This is a genomic window from Psychrobacter sp. FME13 (assembly GCF_014861395.1).
In the GTDB taxonomy this organism is placed as follows: domain Bacteria; phylum Pseudomonadota; class Gammaproteobacteria; order Pseudomonadales; family Moraxellaceae; genus Psychrobacter.
The window spans coordinates 1-20,188 of record NZ_RRYV01000006.1 but is presented as its reverse complement, the minus strand read 5'-3'; the positions used below and the strand labels follow the sequence as shown (position 1 = coordinate 20,188).

Here is a 20,188-nt window from a genome sequence, read left to right as displayed (position 1 = left end):
CCGTGAGATAAGATAATGAATAAACCTATGAGCCGCCATAAAGCTAAAAAAAATACTCAAACCAAAAAAGTCTCTGCAGCAGGCGATGTGCGTATCATTGGAGGTCAATTTAAACGTCGTATTGTAAGTTTCATCGATGCAGAAGGTTTACGTCCAACCCCTGATCGACTGCGCGAGACGTTATTTAATTGGCTACTCGCTGATATTCATGATGCCTATGTGCTTGATAGCTGCGCAGGTAGTGGCGTGCTAGGCTTTGAAGCACTGTCTCGCGGGGCTGCACACTGTACTTTTATTGAAATAAATCGTGCTCAAAGCACTATGCTGCAAAAAAGTGCTGAGCAATTACGCCTCAATACTGACAACCATCAAATCATCACAGGTACAGCAGAACAAATCTTAATACGGGAGCGGCTTACTGCTCATACTTTCGATATTGTTTTTATTGATCCACCTTATGCTCAGGATCTGTGGCAGCCGATTTTGATGGCCCTCATCACTCAATCATTAATTGATACAAATACGTTGATCTATTTAGAGGCCGACAAAGACCTAGAGAGTCAACTGCAGCAACTAGCAGATACTTTGAATAATGACTTAGCCGCTCAGCGGCAAACAATACTACAGCACTTAAATTTTGAATGTTTAAAACAAACCAAAGTTGGACAAGTTGTTGCTGGACTTTATCGTCTATCATCGTCATAATTGCACGGTGATTACCAAACGTAACATTGACGATTGTGTCATTTGTCACATTTGATAAATCATTTAATATCACTAAAAAATGTCTAAAACTGCTTAAAACTGGCCAAACGCTGCAGTTAAATGTATATAAGGCAAAAATAAACCCTAATGCAGCTTGCAAGCGTAGGCTCTACTGCTTATAATGTGCAGTCTGTTTTTTGAGAGCCCCGTTCCCAGCTAAACTCTCAACGAATTCTAATTTTAAGGTTTTATCATGAAAACACTTAGTGCAAAACCAGCTGAAGTGACCCATGACTGGTATGTCGTAGATGCTGACGGCAAAACCCTTGGTCGCTTAGCCACTGAAATCGCTAGTCGCTTACGTGGCAAGCACAAGCCGTCTTTTACGCCGCACGTTGATACTGGTGACTTTATTGTTGTCATCAATGCTGACAAAATCACGGTAACGGGTAAAAAAGCGCAAGATAAAAAGTACTATCGTCACAGTGGCTACCCAGGTGGTATCAAAGAAACTAACTTCAGTAAATTGCTTGCACATAAGCCTGAAGATGTTCTACACAAAGCAGTTAAGGGTATGCTTCCAAAAGGCCCTCTCGGCTACGCGATGATCAAGAAGCTGAAACTATATGCGGGTACTGAACATCCACATGAAGCACAGCAACCTAAAGCACTAGACATCTAAGGATACACTTATGGAACGCAATTACGGAACTGGTCGTCGTAAGACTTCTACTGCTCGTGTCTTTTTATCAAAAGGTACTGGTAGCATCGTTGTTAACGGTAAACCACTTGACGAATACTTCAGCCGTGAAACTTCACGCATGGTTGTACGTCAGCCATTAGAACTACTAGACTCTGTTAACGCATATGATCTATATGTAACTGTTGCAGGCGGTGGTATCAGTGGTCAAGCTGGCGCAATCCGCCACGGCATCACTCGTGCACTAATCGAAGCTGACGAAGCGCTAAAACCTGCTCTAAAAGCAGCTGGCTTTGTTACTCGTGATTCACGTCAAGTTGAACGTAAGAAGTTGGGTCTACGTAAAGCACGTAAACGTCCACAATTCTCAAAACGTTAATCAAAGCTATTTCTTACTATTTTACGGCTGTTGTCTTTTTCTCGGAGCGGCAGTTATCGCATTAAATACTAAGAATAGATTTGCAAAACCTTACAAGCTGTTCGCAGCTTGTAAGGTTTTTTTATGCCTAACTTTCAATATCAATAACTCACCACAGACCCACTGTATCAAAACCTAACTTGTAAACTAGCAAGCACTACCCCATTATCGTAATAACTTTTCATCATTAGCTTCAATGCGGTAAAATAGCAATGATTCGATGCCATAATAAGTGCTGCAAAAGGATATTATGAAAGCGCCCGAACAGTATGATCCCAGTAAACCACCTTCAAAAGACAGCATGCCTCCACCAAGCATACAGCCGTCAGCGAAGTCGCCTGCCCTACCTGATGGTACGCCAACTATTAGACAAACCCATAAGCGTACAGCGCAAGCTGATAAAAAACCTTTTCAATGGCAGTTTTTATCGCCTAAATACTGGGGGATATGGTTATTACTCGCTTTGGTTTTGCCGCTGATTTATTTACCTTTACGCTATCAGTTTTGGCTAGGTCGTAACTTGGGTATTTTACTGTATAAAATAGCGGGCTCACGCCGACGTGATACCTTGATTAATCTCAAACTAGCCTTTCCAGAAAAGCCAGAAGTTGAACGAGAATTAATGGCCAAGCAAGTCTTTGTCAATCAAGGAATCGGCGTATTTGAAACCCTATGTGCTTGGTTTCGACCAAACATATTTACCCGCACGGTTTCTATTTCGGGCTTACAGCATTTAGTTAACGCACAGAATGAAGGTCGTCCTGTTATCTTACTCGGTGCGCATTACACCATGCTTGATTTGGGTGGCTTGTTTTGTGCTCAGTTTTTTGCCTTAGACTGTATGTATCGTACGCAAAATAACCCGCTCCTTGACTGGTTCATTTATAACGGTCGTACCAATATCTTCGGTAAACAAATCTCCAGTCGAGATATGCGTAGCTTGGTCAGCTCCATAAAGGCAAGACACGTTGTTTGGTATTCTCCTGATCAAGACTATGGTCTTAAGCAGGGCGTCATGGCACCATTTTTCGGTGTGCCAGCAGCCACTATAACTGCCTCACGGCGTATGGCTAAATTGGGCGACAAGACTCATCCACCAGCGTTTATGGCGCTACATACTTATCGGCAAACGCCAGACAATTTACCCAGTGGCAAACGCCCACATTATCATCTGACGATTACACCTGAAATAAGTAACTATCCTAGTAATGATGAGGTTGCTGACGCCACTCAGATTAATGAAATTTTAGAAGGACTCATTCGTATCGATCTCACCCAGTGGATGTGGTTTCATCGGCGCTTTAAGCATGGGCCGTCAGGTCGCACGAATATCTATAAGTAGCGGTCATTCCAAAGAAAAATGGTCAAAAAATTTGTTATACTTTATGGTCAATATTTTCAATATGATCATTCATAAATAACAACGCATTTATAATAATTTGATAAACGAAATAACGGAATTCCTATGACTAGTAATAGTACATCTAACAACCAAACCTCTACCGAAGCACCAGCTGTAAAGCGTGTTTTGACTGGTATTAAACCGACTGGCACCCTACATTTGGGTAACTATGTTGGTGCGATTCGTCCAGCCATCCAAGCGATTCAAAACAGTGATGATGAAGCATTTTTCTTTTTGGCAGACTATCACGGTATTATTGGCTGTTACGATCCCACTATCATTCATGAGTCAACCAAAGCCATTGCCGCGACTTGGATTGCCTGTGGTCTAGACCCAGAGCGTGTGACCTTCTATCGTCAGTCAGATGTACCAGAGATTCCAGAGCTGGCGTGGGTATTGAACTGCTCATGTGCCAAAGGTCTGATGAACCGTGCTCATGCCTATAAAGCAGCCGTCGATATCAATATGGAAAAGGAAGACGTCGATCCTGATCAAGGTATCAACATGGGACTATTTGGCTATCCGGTACTAATGGCAGCCGATATATTGATGTTCAATGCCACCCATGTACCTGTAGGTCGTGATCAAATACAACATATCGAAATGGCGCGTGATATCGCAGGTACTTTCAATCATCGATACAAAACTTTATTTACGCTACCATCTGCGGTTGTAGATGATGATATTCCATTACTAACAGGTCTTGATGGCCGTAAAATGAGTAAAAGCTATGGCAATACCATTCCGCTATTTGGCGATACTAATCCGCAAGTAAGCGCCGAAAAGCAAATGCAAAAAGCCATCATGAAAATCGTCACCAACTCGCAGCTGCCTGATGAGCCAAAAGACCCTGACGACTCAGCTATCTTTGAGATTTATAAAGCTTTTGCAACGCCTGAAGAAATAGCGGATATGCGTGAGCAGTTTGCTACTGGTATAGGCTGGGGAGATGCAAAAAAAGCCTTATTCAACAAAATAAATGACGAAATCGCGCCATTCCGCGAACGTTACCAAGAGCTGATGGCTAATCCAAAAGAACTTGAAGAAATACTACAAATGGGCGCAGAAAAAGCACGTCGTCATAGCCGCAAGCAACTGGATAAAACACGCCGAGCCATTGGCATCAAACCACTTGCCAAGCTCAAATAATCCATTGGATACGAGTCAGTTGTTAGAAGAAGCACCGGCTACCGCTGCCAGCACTCATGATATGTCATTACGTATCTATCAGACGCCAGTGCAGCACTTGCCAGAAGACTTGTACGTGCCGCCGCAAGCTTTTGCCATTTGGCTAGAGCAGTTCGCTGGACCCTTAGATTTTTTGTTGTATTTGGTCAAAAAAAATAACGTTGACCTAACCCAAATGCCAATACTGCCCATCACTGAGCAGTATTTGGCTTATATCAGTGAGTTGGATACCGATCACTTTGAGTTGGCCGGTGACTATCTGCTAATGGCATCGACATTGATTGCTATTAAAACAGAGCTGCTGCTTCCAAAACCAGAAACACCAACTGATGAGCGTGATCCAAAAGCAGAGTTGATTGAGCGGTTGGAAGAGTATGCACAAATCAAAGAAGCCAGTCAGCGCTTGGATAACTTAGTTCGCCTAGAACGTGATGTATTTTTGGCGATGGTTAGCATGCCTAGCCAAGACATTATGCATGCAGAGTTACCTAGCTACTCACCCAATCTGTTGATTGATAGCTTATTTAAGATGCAGCTACAGCCTGATTATCAAATGCATAATATTAAGGTCGATATCGTACCACTTGCTGACCGTATCGCTAGTATCAGTCGGCAACTGAGCACAGATGGTGCACACTCTTTTTATGAACTGTTAGATAAATCACAAGGTAAAATAGGCGTCGTGGTCAGTTTTGTCGCGGTATTAGAGCTGATTAAACGGCAGTTGGTTGGTGTCATGAACACTGAATTAGAAAGTGTCCCTGCTATTGATCACAACGCTACTGTTGATCAAAACACTGATACTGAACAAGATCAGCAAACCGGCCTATTGACGTTACAGTGGTTGGCATAATCATCATTTATCTATTAAAGCGTGCCTTTATACATACCAACATTTAAAAAGAGTAGCTTTGTCATGACAGATACCTCTAACCTAAAGCAACGCCATGAGAAAACATCATCAGTAGCGCTACTGTCATTGACCGATGAGCAACGTCAGCACTTAGAAAGTATCAGTAAAGATATTGAGGTGCTATTACATGCCTCGGAGGCGCCACTAACTGCTCATGCATTAAAGAAACACCTTTCTTTATCGGCGAAAGAGTTGAATCAAGCGTTTTCTTTATTGCAGATACGATTAGATAGCGGTGTATTAAGCTTGCACGAGACCGCTAGCGGGTATCGACTACAGATATCAGATGGCTATAGCAGCTTGATTCAAAGCGTCTTTCCACAGCGGCAGGAGCGTCTAAGCCAAGCGTTACTAGAAACCCTAAGTGTGATCGCTTACAAACAGCCAGTCACCCGTAGCGACATAGAATATGTGCGCGGTGTGACGTTGTCGAGCAATATATTACGGCAATTGTTTGATAAGGGGTGGATAAAAGAAAATGGCTATAAAGAAACTTTAGGTCGTCCTGCATTGCTACACACCACACCACAGTTTTTAGATGCTTTTGGGCTAACAAGCTTGGATGAGTTACCACCAATGCCCGATATAGAGACCATCAAAGCCATGTCTTAAAACATCAACGCTTTGAAAGCACTCAACGCACAATATCGAGATAGCAATACTATCACCATCTTATAGCTATACTCATTGCCATAAAAAAGGACAAATCATTTAAGATTTGTCCTTTTTTTTGAGTAATCATACTGTTTTTATCTGAGTAGTCATACCGTTCAGAAATTGATTTTACTGATTGATAACATCAACACCTTTAGGCGGTGTAAATTTGAACTGACTACTACTAATACTTGGGTTCATTTTGATACTGCTAAACTTAATAGAGGTAGTTTGGCCAAGCGTATCGTTCAACACCATCATTACAGGTTTGCCACCACTAAAGCTCATTGACAAGCTCTTAAAGCTGGCATTGTCTGATTTTGGATACAGCACGTAGTAGTTTTTATTATCATATGGCTGAGTAATTTTGAAGCTTTGATCAATTTTACTCGGATCACCTGATAGTAGTAACGCTGGTGTATTACCGACTTGGCTATCCACGTTTTGCTTAGTCGCTTGCTCTAAGTCCTTATCATATACCCACATTGAACTGCCATTAGCAATAATTAACTGCTCTGATGGTGACTTGGTTTCCCAGCGGAAACTATTCGGGCGTTGCACACTCATAGAGCCACTGAACGTACCGCTGTTCGCACCTTTAGTCGTTTGAGTAAAGTTAGCCGTCATGCTCTTCGTATTTGTCAAAAGCGTATTCAAGCGCTTAGCAGCGATTAGGTTATCTGCGGGTGCTGCAGTAGCAGACTGTGTCATCGCAATCATAGGTGCCGCCACGCCAAGCGATGTCAGCAATATACCTGCTAAAGCACCATTCGCTACTTTTTGTTTTAAGCTTATCTGTTTTTTTGATTGTTTGGTTAATAAAGTCATCATTAATCCTCTTTAAAATGCATAATCGCTTAAAAATACAGTATTTCAATTAAAATTTTATACCAGTGCTTATTTGACGAGAATCAAACTAGTGTCTATAAACAATAGAGGTAGTGTGCCAGTTTTTTTATCACACGCATAGTCATGATTTGCAATCATTACTACACCTGCCATACAGGCTTGTAATTATGATTGTTACATAATATTCAGCAGGATGAGTAATGACTATTGTTGTTTATTATCATCGTTTGACAATACTTTTTATAATCAATACATATAAAAAAGCCCCTACTACCACAAGGCAATAGGAGCTTTTTTAATTATCCGATCATTGCATTCAAAGAACAAAATGACCTAAATAGATAATTATACGTTTTCAACCGTAACATAACGACGGTTAAATTTACCTTTGGTCGCAAACTTTACAACACCGTCATTCAGTGCAAATAAAGTATGGTCACGACCCATGCCAACGCCTTCGCCTGCATGGAATTCTGTACCACGTTGACGAACGATGATGTTACCAGCTGTGATAGCTTGGCCACCAAAGATTTTTACGCCTAGCATTTTTGGGTTTGAATCACGACCGTTACGGCTCGAACCGGCAGCTTTTTTATGTGCCATGAGAAAATCTCCTTGTTAATTTGACTTACCGCTGATGCGGCAACTCTTAAGCATTTAGTGCGCTGTTTAGCAGTAATTGCTAAATGGGTAATTAGGCATTAATAGCTTTGATTTTTAACAAGGTGTACCATTGGCGGTGACCTTGTTCTTTGTGATAATGCTTACGACGGTTGTGCTTGATGATACGGATTTTTTCGCCGCGACCATGCTCAACAACTTCAACTTCAACGCTAGCGCCTTCAACGACAGGTTGACCGATTTTGACGTTATCGCCGTCAACAACCATTAATACGTCTTCAAATTTGATAGTTTCGCCTTTTTCTGCTTTTAGTAGTTCAACTTTAAGCAACTCATCGACGACTACACGGTGCTGTTTACCACCAGTTTTGATTACTGCGTACATTGTCTGACTCCGTTTAACCCGTGTGCCGTGGCTGATGTTATACCAACGCTTTTACGACGAACACGACAGGGAAAAATTAAAGGCAAGATTTTACGGCTTTTTGCTCATAAAAGCAAGCCGCACATCTTGTTTTTGTAAGGTGGTTACACGAATAAGCATACCTTTTGCTACTATATAAGCTATTGATTGTGAACACATCTATTCTAACGCTCAACAAAAGAGGCATCGCAAAATAATAGTGGATAGTGGTTTATGCCTAAAGGTCGTTATTATAACTTATATAATCAGTTACTTATAGTTCTTTATAGATATCTTTTTTCTTTATAAATCTAGGGCGTGTCCTCATTTTAAAAATGGTGATAAAAATGAGATAAATTGCCGTTAAACAAGGAAAATAGCGCAGATAATATCGAGATATTAGTCAGCTATTTGACGCCGTTTGGCAAGATTTAGCTATTTTTAACCCATTTAGATAACTATCGATTGAATTGAGGACATGCCCTAGTAAAAACAGATTTATTTACCTACGTAGCATTTCAGCTAATTTTGAGTGTTTTATTTCAATGTCTACATACGCTCAACAAACATGATATAGAAAAGGTACATTGCTCTCTAAATACTTTAACCAACAATTTAAAGACACAGCTATGCTATTATAGAAAAAACGCCTTATCCATTAGAGATCCAAGGCTGAAAACTCTCTTCACTTTTATAATACGACTATTTATTATGACCAGTACTCCTCTAAATAAGACAGATCTAAACATGCCATCAACACTTAACTATGCTGATATCCAGAGTATCGTGTCTAGTGATTTTGAGATTATGGATAAGCAAGTATTCGGTAGTCTGAACTCCAAGGTTCAGTTAGTAATGAGCGTTTCACAGCATGTAATTAATGCTGGTGGCAAGCGTATGCGCCCGTTAATTACCTTGTTATGCGCACGTATGTTCAACGACAACCCATCACAACAAGCCATGCATTTGGCCGCTATCACTGAGATGTTACATACCGCTACCTTAGTTCATGATGATGTTATTGATGAGTCAGGTCAACGTCGTGGCAAACCTACAGCCAATGCTACATGGGATAACGCTACCGCCGTATTGGTTGGTGATTATCTGATTGCTCGGGCCTTTAATCTACTCGTTGGCTTTCAAAGCTTGCCATTATTACAAGTGTTCTCTGATGGCACATGCGATATCGCTGAGGGTGAAGTATTGCAATTACAACATCAGCATAACCCTAGCGCTACAGAATCAGACTACTTGCGCATTATTGATGGTAAAACCTCACGTCTGTTTATGATGGCAACGCAAGGAGCTGCTATCTTACAAGGTAAAACAGAATATATGCAGGCACTAGGTGATTTCGGTCAACACTTTGGTAATGCTTTTCAAATTATTGATGATGTGCTTGATTATAGTGGTGATAGTGAATTAATGGGCAAAAACCTTGGCGATGATCTTGCGGAAGGCAAGCCAACGCTACCCACTATCAAAGCACTTGAGCTATTAAAAGACCGTGATGCATTAGGTTATGAGCAGTTGAGAGTTGCCGTACAAACCGGTAAAACGCCAAATGCAGAACAGCTGATTGAACTAGTGCGAAGCTCAGGCTCATTGGACTACTGTAAAAAGCGTGCGCTGGAAGAAACCAAACTGGCTCAAGATGCGCTTAGCACACTGCCGGACAATCGTTACCGTTTAGGTTTATATCAACTCACTGAACTTGCAAGCGCAAGACTGCTATGATCAGCAGTATCACTTATGAGCAGATGCAAACCTGTAAGTATTCAATATAGTCCAATATAATTGGGCAAAATTTATCTATTTGATATCATTCGCTAAACATTCTAATTACTGACACACTTGTTCTTTTAGTTAAATCGTTACCTTTCTTTAAGTTTCATAAGTCTAAGCAGTACTATAATTGCGTGATGGTTGCTTTTTATAACGAAATAATATTTGTTCTAGGGCGTGTCCTCATTTAAAAAATGGTGATGAAAATGAGATAAATTGTCGTCAAACAAGGAAAATAGCGCAGATAATATCGAGATATTAGTCAGTTATTTGACGCTGTTTGGCAAGATTTAGCCATTTTTAACCCATTTAGATGTCTATCAATTGAATTGAGGACACTCCCTAATAGCAACCCATACAGCTTAACTAAATTTAAAAATGATTTTAGATATCGCTAAATACAATGTTTTGCTGTCTACATGACACTTCTTAAATACAGTTTTAGATATGTACAAAATCAGCTTCATTAACCAAAAAACAACATAATTTTAACTGGTTCATAATGTTACATCTTGTTGAACGTTATATTTTGTGGTGCGTACACCCTCAATATCTTTATTGTTTATGATTAGAAATACGGATTTTTTTAGGAAAAATTTCTTTTTATTAGCTTGACTGTGGGGTTAACCCTTTAGTTTATAATAGCGGACTATGCTTATTGGCTAATACCTGATTATTTAATTATATATTTCGTATTGATAGCCATTTTTAAATTTATTAAACAATCAACATTGTAATGCATATGCCTATTATTCATAGCACCTAATGCTGATTGTTATAGCATAAATAACGATATATCAAACACTACTACTGATTATTACTCTTTTATTTATACCGCAATTATATTATTGACGAGGACATTGATGAAGCACTCTTATCTTGCGCTTATAATGGCAGCTGTACTATCTGGAGCTGTATTGGTGGGCTGTGACAATGATGGCGATGCTGCTGGAGATGCAGCACAACAGCAAATGCCTCCATCTGTCGTCAACGTCCAAACCGTAACCTTCGAAACCGTACCTCAAGTAAAAACCTTTGCTGGTCGTACCACAGCCTACCAAACCGCAGACATCCGCCCACAGGTTAGTGGCGTCATTGATGAAATACTTTTCCGTGAAGGGAGCTCTGTCAAAAAAGGTCAGGCACTTTATCGTATTAATACGGACAATTATGCTTCTTCTGTAACGAGTGGTCGAGCAGCTGTCGCACAGGCTCAGGCCAACTATCAAACAGCATTGGCAAACACGGCCAGCAGCAAAGCTACCTTGGTGAGTAATCAAGCATCATTAGCACAAGCACAAAGCGACTTACAGCGATTGAGTGGTTTGGTCGAAATTAATGCCATATCTAAACAAGAATACGATCAAGCTGTGACAGCTGTACGCACAGCCGAAGCAGCGGTAGCAAGCGCACGCGCAGCTATTGGCCAATCACAAGCCAGCGCCGCAAGCGCAAAAGCGAGTATTGCAAGCGCAAAAGCGGGTTTAAAAGCCAGTGCCCTAGACTTTAGTCGCACGATAGTACGTGCACCCATTTCTGGTCGTAGTGACCGCTCAAACTTTACTGCTGGTGCGTTGGTTAGTGCCAGTCAAACTGATCCGCTCGTGACAGTTTCACGTCTAGATCCTATCTATGTCGATATCAGTCAGTCTTCATCCGAGCTGCTAAAATTGAAGCAACAAATCGCTGCAGGCAAAGCACAAGCGGGACTGAATAGTGTTGAGTTGGTATTAGAAGACGGTACCGTTTATCCCGTTAGTGGTCAATTGGCTTTATCTGAAGCACAAGTTGATGAATCAACTGGCGCCGTCACTCTACGCGCAATTTTCCCGAATAGTAATGATATTCTACTACCGGGTATGTATGTAAGTGCGCGTTTGACCCAAAGTGTCATTACCAACGCAGTATTGGTACCACAAAGCGCGGTCACCCGCTCTACCAAAAATGAAACTCAAGTTTATATCGTCGATGAAAACAATAAAATTAAAGTACGCCCTGTAACGATCAATGGTACATATGAAGGCAAATGGATAGTGACTGACGGTCTAAAAGAAGGCGACAAGCTAGTGGTCATCGGTGGCTCAAAAGTTAAGCCTGATCAAGAAGTCGTTGCCAAGCCTGTAGAAAATGCTACGCCAGCATCAACTGGAAATAGCACGCCTGCTAGTACTTCGGCCAAAACACCACAGCAAGCAGCAACTAAGAACCCTGCTGACAGCAACACGGCCAAGAAACCTGCGGAAGATGCAGCTAACTAATTCCATTCAAAGATAGGAAGACTTAGGGATATACTATGTCACGTTTTTTTATTAATCGCCCTATTTTTGCATGGGTATTGGCTATTTTAGTCATGCTCATCGGGGTGATATCGGTCATTAATCTACCGATCGAACAGTACCCACGTATTGCACCGCCGACTGTTACAGTTAGCACAAATTACCCTGGTGCCAGTGCGCAAACCGTTGAAAACTCAGTGGTCCAGATCATCGAACAAAAAATGAAAGGTCTTGATGGTTTGATGTATATGTCATCAACCAGCTCGTCAAACGGTAGCGCATCAGTGACGCTCACCTTTGAGACTGGTACTGACTCTGATACCGCTCAAGTACAGGTACAGAACAAGCTTCAAGCAGCAACAAGCTCACTACCTGAATCCGTTCAGCGTCAAGGTGTCACGGTCAACAAATCCTCTAGCAGCCTTTTGATGGTGCAAGCATTCATCTCTGAAGATGGCAGTATGGATCGCGGTGATATCGCAGATTACATTAACTCAAACATCGTTGATCAGATCAGCCGTGTCGAAGGTGTTGGTGAAGTTCGTGTATTTGGCTCTACCTACGCGATGCGTATCTGGCTAGACCCTGCACGCTTACGTAGCTATAACTTGATGCCTTCTGATGTCATTACTGCCGTCGGTGCGCAAAATGCGCAAGTCTCTGCAGGCCAGTTAGGTCAAGCGCCCGCTGACACTGAACAACAAGTCATCAACGCAACTGTAACGGTACAAAGCTACCTACAGACCCCTGATGAATTTAGAAACATATTATTGAAAACGGATGCCTCAGGCGCGCAAGTACGCTTAAGCGATGTCGCAGATGTTGAGATTGGAAGTCAAGACTACAGTGTTAACTCACTATTTAACGGTCAAGAAGCTGCTGGTATGGGTATATCCTTGGCAGGTGGCGCTAACGCACTTGATACGCGCGAAGCACTTGGTGCTCGTATGGCTGAGTTGGAACGAAACTTTCCTGCTGGCCTAACCACGGTTACTCCTTATGACACGACACCATTCGTTCGGTTGTCTATTGAGCAAGTAGTACATACGCTCATCGAAGCTATTGTGCTTGTATTTATCGTCATGTTCATTTTCTTACAGAACTGGCGTGCAACGATTATCCCGACATTGGCTGTACCTGTGGTACTTTTGGGTACCTTGTGTGTGCTGTATATCGCAGGTTTTAGTATTAACGTTCTGACTATGTTTGCGATGGTACTGTCTATCGGACTATTGGTCGATGATGCCATCGTAGTCGTAGAGAACGTCGAACGGATTATGGAAGAAGATCCTGACATTTCTGTCAAAGACGCTACCGTTCAATCGATGGGTGAAATTAGTAAGATTGTTGTTGGTATTGCTCTGATTCTATCAGCAGTATTTGTACCTATGGCGTTCTTTAGCGGTTCAACTGGTGCTATCTATCGTCAGTTCTCCATTACCTTGATTACCAGCATGGTACTATCGGCTTTAGTTGCCCTTATCTTTACCCCTGCCCTGTGTGTGACCTTGCTTAAACGTAGCAAGAGCCATGACAAGAGTAATATGGCCACTCAAAAAGGTTTCTTCGGTTGGTTTAACCGTAGCTTCTCTAAAGCAAGCATCTCTTATGAGCGCTTCGTGGGTAAAAGCTTCGGTCGTAAATGGTTATATTTAATTGGCTATGCTGCCATTATTGGTATTATGACGGTGATCTTTTTACGCATTCCTAGCTCGTTTTTGCCAGAAGAAGATCAAGGTATTATGTTTACCTTAGTTCAGCTTCCCTCTGGCTCTACACTCGATCAGACACAAGACGTACTGGATAAAGTTAGAAACTATTACGATACTCAAGAAGCCGATAATATTGCCTCTGTCTTTACCGTTGCAGGCTTTAGTTTTGCCGGATCAGGCCAAAACATGGGTCTGGCGTTTGTACGCTTGTCGGATTGGGATGAACGCCCAGGTGATGAAAATACCGCGCAAGCTGTGGCTGGCCGAGCAATGGGGTACTTCTTTACTCAGATTAATGAGGCGCAAGTATTCCCCATTGTACCGCCCGCTATTACTGAACTTGGTAATGCCAGTGGTTTTGACTTGATGCTACAGGATACCGGAAACGTCGGTCATGAAGGGCTGCTCGAAGCCCGCAATATGTTGTTGGGTATGGCCGCTCAAAACGACCAAGTCTCTGGTGTACGTCCTAACGGTCAAGAGGATGCACAGCAGCTGAAAGTCAATGTCAATCAAGAACAGGCCGCTGCATATGGCTTGTCGATGTCCAGTATCAATAGCGTTATCTCGACCGCATGGGGCTCAAGTTATATCAATGACTTCGTTGACCGTGGTCGTATTAAGAGCGTTTATGTACAAGGCGAGCCGAGTAGTCGTACCAATCCTGACGATCTTGGTAAGTGGTATGTACGTAATGACAATAACGATATGATTTCATTCGATGCGTTCTCTAGCAGTGAATGGCAGTCAGGTTCTCCGCGTCTGACCCGTTACAACAGTTTCCCTTCTATGAACATTCAGGGTTCTGCTGCTGCTGGACTCAGTACGGGTGAAGCAATGGCGGCGGTAGAGACGATGATAACCAATCTGCCTGAAGGCGTCGGTTATGAGTGGACAGGCACGTCACTTGAAGAGAAAAAATCAGGTGCTCAGGCTCCATTGCTATATGCAGTCTCGCTCTTAGTGGTATTCTTATGTCTAGCTGCTTTGTATGAGAGCTGGTCGATACCTTTCTCTGTCATATTAGTTGTACCACTTGGTGTTTTAGGCGCAGTACTATTTACATGGATGCGCGGCTTCGCCAACGATGTTTATTTGCAGGTAGGTTTGCTGACTGTAGTTGGACTGTCTGCTAAAAATGCGATTTTAATTATCGAATTTGCAAGAGATTATCAAGACGCTGGTTATAGTCTTAAAGAGTCAGTGATGACGGCAGCGCGTCAACGCTTGCGCCCAATCATTATGACATCGCTTGCCTTTGGCCTCGGGGTTGTACCATTATTCTTAGCCACTGGCGCTGGTTCTGGCAGCCAAAGTGCTATTGGTACCAGTGTACTTGGTGGGGTTGTTAGTGCCACTATATTAGGTGTTTTCTTTATTCCCATGTTCTATATCTGGATACGTAGTATCTTTCCTCATAAATATGAGAATAACAAGCCAAATGATAGAGACGATGGTGATGATACACCAAATGGTGATCCACAAAGTCCGACTCTCTCTAAGAGTTATCAGCCTGTGAACTTAGGAGACAATACATAATGAGTTTTCGTTCGATTTTTACCTCAAACTCAGCACACGCGACAGTCAATATGACTGCCAGCGTGGGCGCAACGACAGGTGAGTGCCCCGTGACCTCTACCCTTTTATTACCATCTCGCATTCGTAAAAATGGTGTGCGGCTAATAGGTCTAACAACCCTAGCAATCAGTATGGCTGCTTGTAATACGATTCCGAAATCAGATATAAACCCTGTGCTGGCTCAGCCTAATGTTCCAATCAACCAAGCCTATGAAGCATACGATAAGGACACGGCTAGTAGCGCTGATCAGGCCAGTATTGCCAGTCAGCGCTGGCAGAATTTTTATAGCGATGAGCGCTTAAAAGCTCTCATAGCACTGGGTCTTGAAAACAATAAAGACTTCGAAAGCGCACGTCTAGCCATTGAAAAAGCACGTGCACAATATCGAATCACGGATATTAGCGACTTGCCAACGATTGATGGTAGTGGCAGTTATTCTCGCGGTGCCCAAAACAGCACTGATCGTAACGCCAGTAATAGCTACAATGTTAATCTGGGTTTAGCAAGCTATGAGCTGGATTTTTGGGGTAAAATTTCAAGCCTAAAAGATCAAGCCTTACAGAACTTTTTGGCCACCACAGCTGCAAAAAACACCACTCAAATCACGCTCATCAGTAATATTGCCCAGAGCTATGCCAATCTAAGTTATAGCCTAGCCCAACTTGAGTTGGCGTCCAAAACTTATGAAAGTCGTAAAGAGTCACTCTTTATCACCACCAAACGCTTTGAAGCAGGCATTGATGACAAACTGGCTTCTTTGCAAGCGAGCGCCTCATTAGAAGACGCCAATCTTGCGATGTTGAGTGCTCAAAGCAGTGTTTTGACGGCACGTAATGCTTTGCAGTACTTAGTTGGTGCACCTATACCTAGTGACCTTCGGCCTACGCCTTCGGTTACCAATATTACTAACCAGCAAATATTTAATACTGGATTACCTAGTGAGTTGCTACGCTATCGCCCAGATGTGCTACAAGCAGAATACAACTTGAAAGCTGCTGGTGCCAACATCGAAGTAGCACGTGCCTCTTATTTCCCATCTATCAGCCTGGCCAGTAATATCGGTGTTAGTAGTGGCAGTTTGGATGATTTATTCAGCAGTGGTTCATTTGGTTGGTCATTTGGTCCAAGTATTAGTGTGCCTATTTTCGATGCTGGTAGCTTAGATGCCAATTATGATGTGGCTAAGATTGAGCGCGACCAAACGCTGACTGCCTATGAAAGCTCTATTCAAACGGCGTTCCGTGAAGTCTCTGACGTCCTCGCAACACGAGCAACATTAGGCGATCAGCTCGATGCACAATATCGTTTGCAAGACAACTATGAGCAAACTTATAATATTGCCAATGCACGCTTTAAAGCAGGTGTCTCTAACTACCTAGACGTACTTGATGCACAACGTTCTTTATTCTCAACGCAGCAGGGTATTTTGAATTTAGAGCTACAAAAAGTCATTAGCCAAATTGAGTTGTATCAAGCGCTCGGCGGCGGTGCCAATCTAGACGTACCAACTGATATTCCAGTACCGCAGCATACCAACTTGGCACAAATAGCGAATGTGTCAAACTACGGTAATAAGACAAAAGCCACCAATGCAGTTAATGCTGCAGGCTCAGCACGCGTGGTTTCTTTAGAGGAAGCATCAGCGATTGAACAAGCGCAACCATCTGAATCCACAACCTTTAGACCTACTACCGAAGTTGATATTAATAACGATGGTACAACGGATGCGACTGTAGGAGTAATCACGGAAAAGACGACTTTTAACAAGAGCACTGTTGAGCCAGCATCTGTCACACAGACAACTAATCCTTAAGGATACTCGTCCTTAAGCTTGATAGAGGCATTATCTCATGGCCATATCATAAGATCAGCAGTCGATAAGTACAAAAAGCCCTACCGACTTGGTAGGGCTTTTTGCTTTCTACTATCACTATTGGTTATAGTAGCGTTAGATATTTTTAATATCATTAAATAACGCTGTTGTTATAACCATCTGTGATAAAAAACCTAAATCAAAATCCAGATAAAATCCTATAGTGAGAAAAACATGACTTATACTTTCAATCGCCAATACCCTGCTACTCGCTTACGCCGCCTACGTTATAACGATAATGTACGTGCCATGATTCGTGAAGTTGAGCTACATCCTAAACATTTTATCGCCCCTGTCTTTGTACTAGAAGGTGAGAACCAGCGCGAAACGATTGCTAGTATGCCAGGTGTCGAGCGCCTATCCATTGACTTACTGATCCACTACGCCAAAGAATTACTGGCAGAAGGCGTTACAACCATCGATATCTTCCCAGTGATTGATAACTCATTAAAAACAGCTGATGGCAGATCAGCTTATGACGAAAACGCACTAACGGCACGTACAATAAAGGCGGTCAAAGATGCCGTACCAGAAATGGTAGTTATGACCGATGTTGCCTTAGACCCTTATACCTCACACGGTCAAGATGGTTTGCTAGATGACACTGGCTATGTCATCAATGATGCAACCATTGAAGTGCTAGTCAAGCAAGCATTGGTACATGCTCGTGCAGGTGCGGATATCATCTCCCCAAGCGATATGATGGATGGCCGCATTAAGGCCATGCGTGATGCGTTTGAAGCCGAAGGTTTTGTCAATACCGCCATCATGGCCTACTCAGCAAAATATGCATCCGCTTATTATGGTCCATTCCGTGATGCGGTCGGTAGTGCTGGCAACCTAAAAGGTGGACATAAAAAACAGTATCAGATGGACTTTGGCAATCGCGCAGAGGCATTGCATGAAGTGGCCATGGACATCAATGAAGGTGCTGATATGGTCATGATTAAGCCTGGTCAGCCATACCTAGACTTGATTCGTGAGGTCAAAGATACCTTTGGTGTACCGACCTTTGCTTATCAAGTCTCTGGTGAATACGCGATGCACATGGCTGCCATTCAAAACGGCTGGCTCAGCGATGCCGTCATCTTAGAGTCTTTAATAGGCTTCCGCCGCGCTGGTGCTGATGGTATCTTGACTTACTTTGCTCTAGAAGCAGCACGTCAATTAAACAATGCCTAACATGAAGTAAAGAGTATTTCATCTCATAAAAAAACGCCCCAACTACCTAATAGTGGTTGAGGCGTTTTTTCGTCTGAATGCTTTATTTTAATAAATAAAGCTATAAATGTGCACGGTCATGCGGCTCATTAAAATCAACCACTGGTCCCACAGGTATGATGCGAGTAGGATTGATATTGGCATGACTGGTGTAATAATGCTGCTTAATATGAGCCATATTCACCGTCTCCGCAATACCTGGCACTTGGTATAACTCACGCAGATAGCCCCATAGATTTGGGTAATCAACGATACGATGCAGGTTACATTTAAAATGTCCGACATACACAGCATCAAAGCGCACCAAGGTCGTAAACAGTCGCCAATCTGCTTCCGTTATCGTATCACCGACCAAATAGCGCTGGCTGGATAAGCGTACCTCTAACGTATCTAGCGCGGCAAACAGCTCCGTCACTGCCTCCTCATAAGCTGCTTGCGTAGTCGCAAAACCTGCTTTATACACGCCATTATTTATCGCAGGATAAACAAAATCATTGATCTCATCGATTGCTGTTAATGACTCTATCGGTAGAAAATTACCCGCCAATGCACCAACTTCGTCAAAGGCTGAATTAAACATACGAATAATCTCTGCCGACTCATTACTAACGATGGTATTGGTCTTTTTATCCCATAAAACGGGTACCGTGACACGTCCTGTATAGTCCGGTTTTGCCGCCCTGTATATCTCATATAAATAGCTCGCATTTACGATAGGATCAGCGATGACACCTGAACCATCTGAGAACGTCCAGCCATGCTCACCCATATAGGGATGGACGACAGAAAGTGAAATCATATCTTCCAAGCCTTTGAGCTTACGATAAACTAAAGCACGATGCGCCCAAGGACAAGCTAACGAAACATATAGATGATAGCGATTGGCCTCAGCTTTAAATCCCCCTACACCTGACAGTCCTGCGCTGCCATCTACCGTGACCCAGTTTCTAAAACCTGCATCTTCACGCTCAAAGCGTCCACCGCTAGATTCTGTGTCATACCATTTGTCTTGCCACTGCCCATCTACCAATAGACCCATATTCTCCTCCAACTTATGCTTATTTCATTCTTGGCAATCAAGATTCATTTGAAATCATTATCACCAAAACTCAAGATATATCATATCAGTTCAGCCTTGATAAATAATAGGAATGACACTTTTATTAACAATAAAAACTAAACACAATTAAATTAGTATTTAATATAAATAAATAATTAACACTAATAAATATTCTATATCTGACGCTTTATCAAATATTATGATAATAAGTGAGTATTGTGATAGAAAAGGCTTGCAAAGTTTGAAAAACTTGCTAAAATGCATGACCTAAATAGGCGTATAGCTCAGTTGGTTAGAGCGCTACCTTGACATGGTAGAGGTCGCTAGTTCGAATCTAGTTACGCCTACCAGATTCGAAAGCCCCAATCTTTTTGATTGGGGCTTTTTTTTGTCCGTGAAATATGGGCTGTAGCGGAAAAGGAAACTATACGTTGATGCAGATTTCCTCTTTTCTCACTTTCCGCAAACGTCATTAAAAAATGTGTGTGCCTAAATTGTGCCTAAGTTGCGCCTGCTGTCTATTTCGCCTTTCTTTCAGAGTAGCACTTTTGACCTCTACCCTAAACTATCTAAAGCACTCTCAAAATTAATTTACTTCTCTTTATCTAGCGACTCGTTAGGTACATAAGTAAATAAATCACCTACTTCAATATCTAGTGCCTCACAAATTTTATCCATAGTGTCAAAATCTATTCTTGAAGTCTGTTCGTTATAGATCTTGTGCACTGTCGACTTACTAATTCCTGTCATCCTTATTAGATCTGCCACCTTCATTGTAGTGGTCAACTAATTTAGGACAGCTGATAAGAGATTTTGATTAAAGTAACGT

17 protein-coding genes and 1 tRNA gene are annotated in these 20,188 nt (G+C 42.2%); 13 read left to right on the top strand and 5 right to left on the bottom strand.

The window, feature by feature from the left end:
* Positions 1-27: 27 nt before the first annotated feature.
* From rsmD to scpB, 7 genes are all read left to right on the top strand, one after another.
* Entirely contained in the window at positions 28-705 is a 678-nt protein-coding gene (rsmD, locus tag EI164_RS01755; RefSeq protein WP_225739062.1) for a 16S rRNA (guanine(966)-N(2))-methyltransferase RsmD, read from the top strand.
* A gap of 253 nt (positions 706-958) precedes the next feature.
* Positions 959-1,387: a 50S ribosomal protein L13 gene (gene rplM / locus EI164_RS01750; protein ID WP_192518281.1), complete on the top strand. Its 429-nt coding sequence runs from the start codon at positions 959-961 to the stop codon at positions 1,385-1,387.
* A 10-nt stretch (positions 1,388-1,397) separates the two neighbouring features.
* On the top strand, positions 1,398-1,784 hold the full coding sequence (gene rpsI, locus EI164_RS01745; RefSeq protein WP_192518280.1) for a 30S ribosomal protein S9: 387 nt from the start codon (positions 1,398-1,400) through the stop codon (positions 1,782-1,784).
* Positions 1,785-2,073: 289 nt separating this feature from the next.
* On the top strand, positions 2,074-3,165 hold the full coding sequence (locus tag EI164_RS01740) for a lipid A biosynthesis acyltransferase (protein ID WP_192518279.1): 1,092 nt from the start codon (positions 2,074-2,076) through the stop codon (positions 3,163-3,165).
* Positions 3,166-3,288: 123 nt separating this feature from the next.
* Positions 3,289-4,374, top strand: coding sequence for a tryptophan--tRNA ligase (locus EI164_RS01735; RefSeq protein ID WP_192518278.1), 1,086 nt, complete (start codon positions 3,289-3,291; stop codon positions 4,372-4,374).
* Positions 4,375-4,435: 61 nt separating this feature from the next.
* Positions 4,436-5,266 (top strand): segregation and condensation protein A, encoded by an 831-nt coding sequence (locus EI164_RS01730; protein WP_225739064.1) that lies wholly within the window; start codon positions 4,436-4,438, stop codon positions 5,264-5,266.
* Between the two features lie 126 nt (positions 5,267-5,392).
* Entirely contained in the window at positions 5,393-5,938 is a 546-nt protein-coding gene (scpB, locus tag EI164_RS01725; RefSeq protein WP_413038421.1) for an SMC-Scp complex subunit ScpB, read from the top strand.
* A gap of 171 nt (positions 5,939-6,109) precedes the next feature.
* Here scpB and lolA read toward each other — a convergent pair whose 3' ends face one another.
* From lolA to rplU, 3 genes are all read right to left on the bottom strand, one after another.
* Entirely contained in the window at positions 6,110-6,808 is a 699-nt protein-coding gene (gene lolA / locus EI164_RS01720) for an outer membrane lipoprotein chaperone LolA (RefSeq protein ID WP_192518314.1), read from the bottom strand.
* A 366-nt stretch (positions 6,809-7,174) separates the two neighbouring features.
* The gene (rpmA, locus tag EI164_RS01715) at positions 7,175-7,432 is read right to left on the bottom strand and encodes a 50S ribosomal protein L27 (protein ID WP_192518276.1); all 258 of its coding nucleotides are present in this window, start codon (positions 7,430-7,432) and stop codon (positions 7,175-7,177) included.
* A gap of 91 nt (positions 7,433-7,523) precedes the next feature.
* A complete protein-coding gene (gene rplU, locus EI164_RS01710; protein WP_110922591.1) occupies positions 7,524-7,835 on the bottom strand; it encodes a 50S ribosomal protein L21 in 312 nt (103 codons plus the stop codon).
* 729 nt (positions 7,836-8,564) lie between these two features.
* On the opposite strand from rplU, the gene EI164_RS01705 reads away from it, so the two are divergent.
* From EI164_RS01705 to hemB, 5 genes are all read left to right on the top strand, one after another.
* Positions 8,565-9,590 (top strand): polyprenyl synthetase family protein, encoded by a 1,026-nt coding sequence (locus EI164_RS01705; RefSeq protein WP_192518275.1) that lies wholly within the window; start codon positions 8,565-8,567, stop codon positions 9,588-9,590.
* Positions 9,591-10,501: 911 nt separating this feature from the next.
* Positions 10,502-11,896, top strand: coding sequence for an efflux RND transporter periplasmic adaptor subunit (locus EI164_RS01700; protein WP_192518274.1), 1,395 nt, complete (start codon positions 10,502-10,504; stop codon positions 11,894-11,896).
* A 35-nt stretch (positions 11,897-11,931) separates the two neighbouring features.
* Entirely contained in the window at positions 11,932-15,165 is a 3,234-nt protein-coding gene (locus EI164_RS01695; RefSeq protein WP_192518273.1) for an efflux RND transporter permease subunit, read from the top strand.
* Complete coding sequence (locus tag EI164_RS01690; RefSeq protein ID WP_192518272.1) at positions 15,165-17,018, top strand: efflux transporter outer membrane subunit; 1,854 nt, start codon at positions 15,165-15,167, stop codon at positions 17,016-17,018. The genes EI164_RS01695 and EI164_RS01690 overlap by 1 nt, the downstream gene beginning before the upstream one ends.
* A 234-nt stretch (positions 17,019-17,252) precedes the next feature.
* Positions 17,253-18,260, top strand: coding sequence for a porphobilinogen synthase (hemB, locus tag EI164_RS01685; RefSeq protein ID WP_192518271.1), 1,008 nt, complete (start codon positions 17,253-17,255; stop codon positions 18,258-18,260).
* A 100-nt stretch (positions 18,261-18,360) separates the two neighbouring features.
* Here hemB and EI164_RS01680 read toward each other — a convergent pair whose 3' ends face one another.
* Entirely contained in the window at positions 18,361-19,338 is a 978-nt protein-coding gene (locus EI164_RS01680) for a glutathione S-transferase family protein (RefSeq protein ID WP_192518270.1), read from the bottom strand.
* Between the two features lie 294 nt (positions 19,339-19,632).
* Here EI164_RS01680 and EI164_RS01675 point away from each other — a divergent pair.
* Positions 19,633-19,709, top strand: a tRNA-Val gene (locus tag EI164_RS01675).
* 241 nt (positions 19,710-19,950) lie between these two features.
* Here EI164_RS01675 and EI164_RS01670 read toward each other — a convergent pair.
* Complete coding sequence (locus EI164_RS01670; RefSeq protein ID WP_192518269.1) at positions 19,951-20,133, bottom strand: helix-turn-helix domain-containing protein; 183 nt, start codon at positions 20,131-20,133, stop codon at positions 19,951-19,953.
* Between the last annotated feature and the right edge of the window lie 55 nt (positions 20,134-20,188).

What these genes read in the sequence shown, in the direction of transcription:
- EI164_RS01695 (WP_192518273.1), top strand. Translation starts at nt 11,932, where the DNA reads ATGTCACGTTTTTTTATTAATCGCCCTATTTTTGCATGGGTATTGGCT.
- hemB (WP_192518271.1), top strand. Translation starts at nt 17,253, where the DNA reads ATGACTTATACTTTCAATCGCCAATACCCTGCTACTCGCTTACGCCGC.
- rplU (WP_110922591.1), bottom strand. Translation starts at nt 7,835, where the DNA reads ATGTACGCAGTAATCAAAACTGGTGGTAAACAGCACCGTGTAGTCGTC.
- rsmD (WP_225739062.1), top strand. Translation starts at nt 28, where the DNA reads ATGAGCCGCCATAAAGCTAAAAAAAATACTCAAACCAAAAAAGTCTCT.
- EI164_RS01690 (WP_192518272.1), top strand. Translation starts at nt 15,165, where the DNA reads ATGAGTTTTCGTTCGATTTTTACCTCAAACTCAGCACACGCGACAGTC.
- EI164_RS01670 (WP_192518269.1), bottom strand. Translation starts at nt 20,133, where the DNA reads ATGAAGGTGGCAGATCTAATAAGGATGACAGGAATTAGTAAGTCGACA.
- EI164_RS01730 (WP_225739064.1), top strand. Translation starts at nt 4,436, where the DNA reads ATGTCATTACGTATCTATCAGACGCCAGTGCAGCACTTGCCAGAAGAC.
- lolA (WP_192518314.1), bottom strand. Translation starts at nt 6,808, where the DNA reads ATGACTTTATTAACCAAACAATCAAAAAAACAGATAAGCTTAAAACAA.
- EI164_RS01680 (WP_192518270.1), bottom strand. Translation starts at nt 19,338, where the DNA reads ATGGGTCTATTGGTAGATGGGCAGTGGCAAGACAAATGGTATGACACA.
- EI164_RS01740 (WP_192518279.1), top strand. Translation starts at nt 2,074, where the DNA reads ATGAAAGCGCCCGAACAGTATGATCCCAGTAAACCACCTTCAAAAGAC.
- rplM (WP_192518281.1), top strand. Translation starts at nt 959, where the DNA reads ATGAAAACACTTAGTGCAAAACCAGCTGAAGTGACCCATGACTGGTAT.
- EI164_RS01700 (WP_192518274.1), top strand. Translation starts at nt 10,502, where the DNA reads ATGAAGCACTCTTATCTTGCGCTTATAATGGCAGCTGTACTATCTGGA.
- EI164_RS01735 (WP_192518278.1), top strand. Translation starts at nt 3,289, where the DNA reads ATGACTAGTAATAGTACATCTAACAACCAAACCTCTACCGAAGCACCA.
- rpmA (WP_192518276.1), bottom strand. Translation starts at nt 7,432, where the DNA reads ATGGCACATAAAAAAGCTGCCGGTTCGAGCCGTAACGGTCGTGATTCA.
- EI164_RS01705 (WP_192518275.1), top strand. Translation starts at nt 8,565, where the DNA reads ATGACCAGTACTCCTCTAAATAAGACAGATCTAAACATGCCATCAACA.
- rpsI (WP_192518280.1), top strand. Translation starts at nt 1,398, where the DNA reads ATGGAACGCAATTACGGAACTGGTCGTCGTAAGACTTCTACTGCTCGT.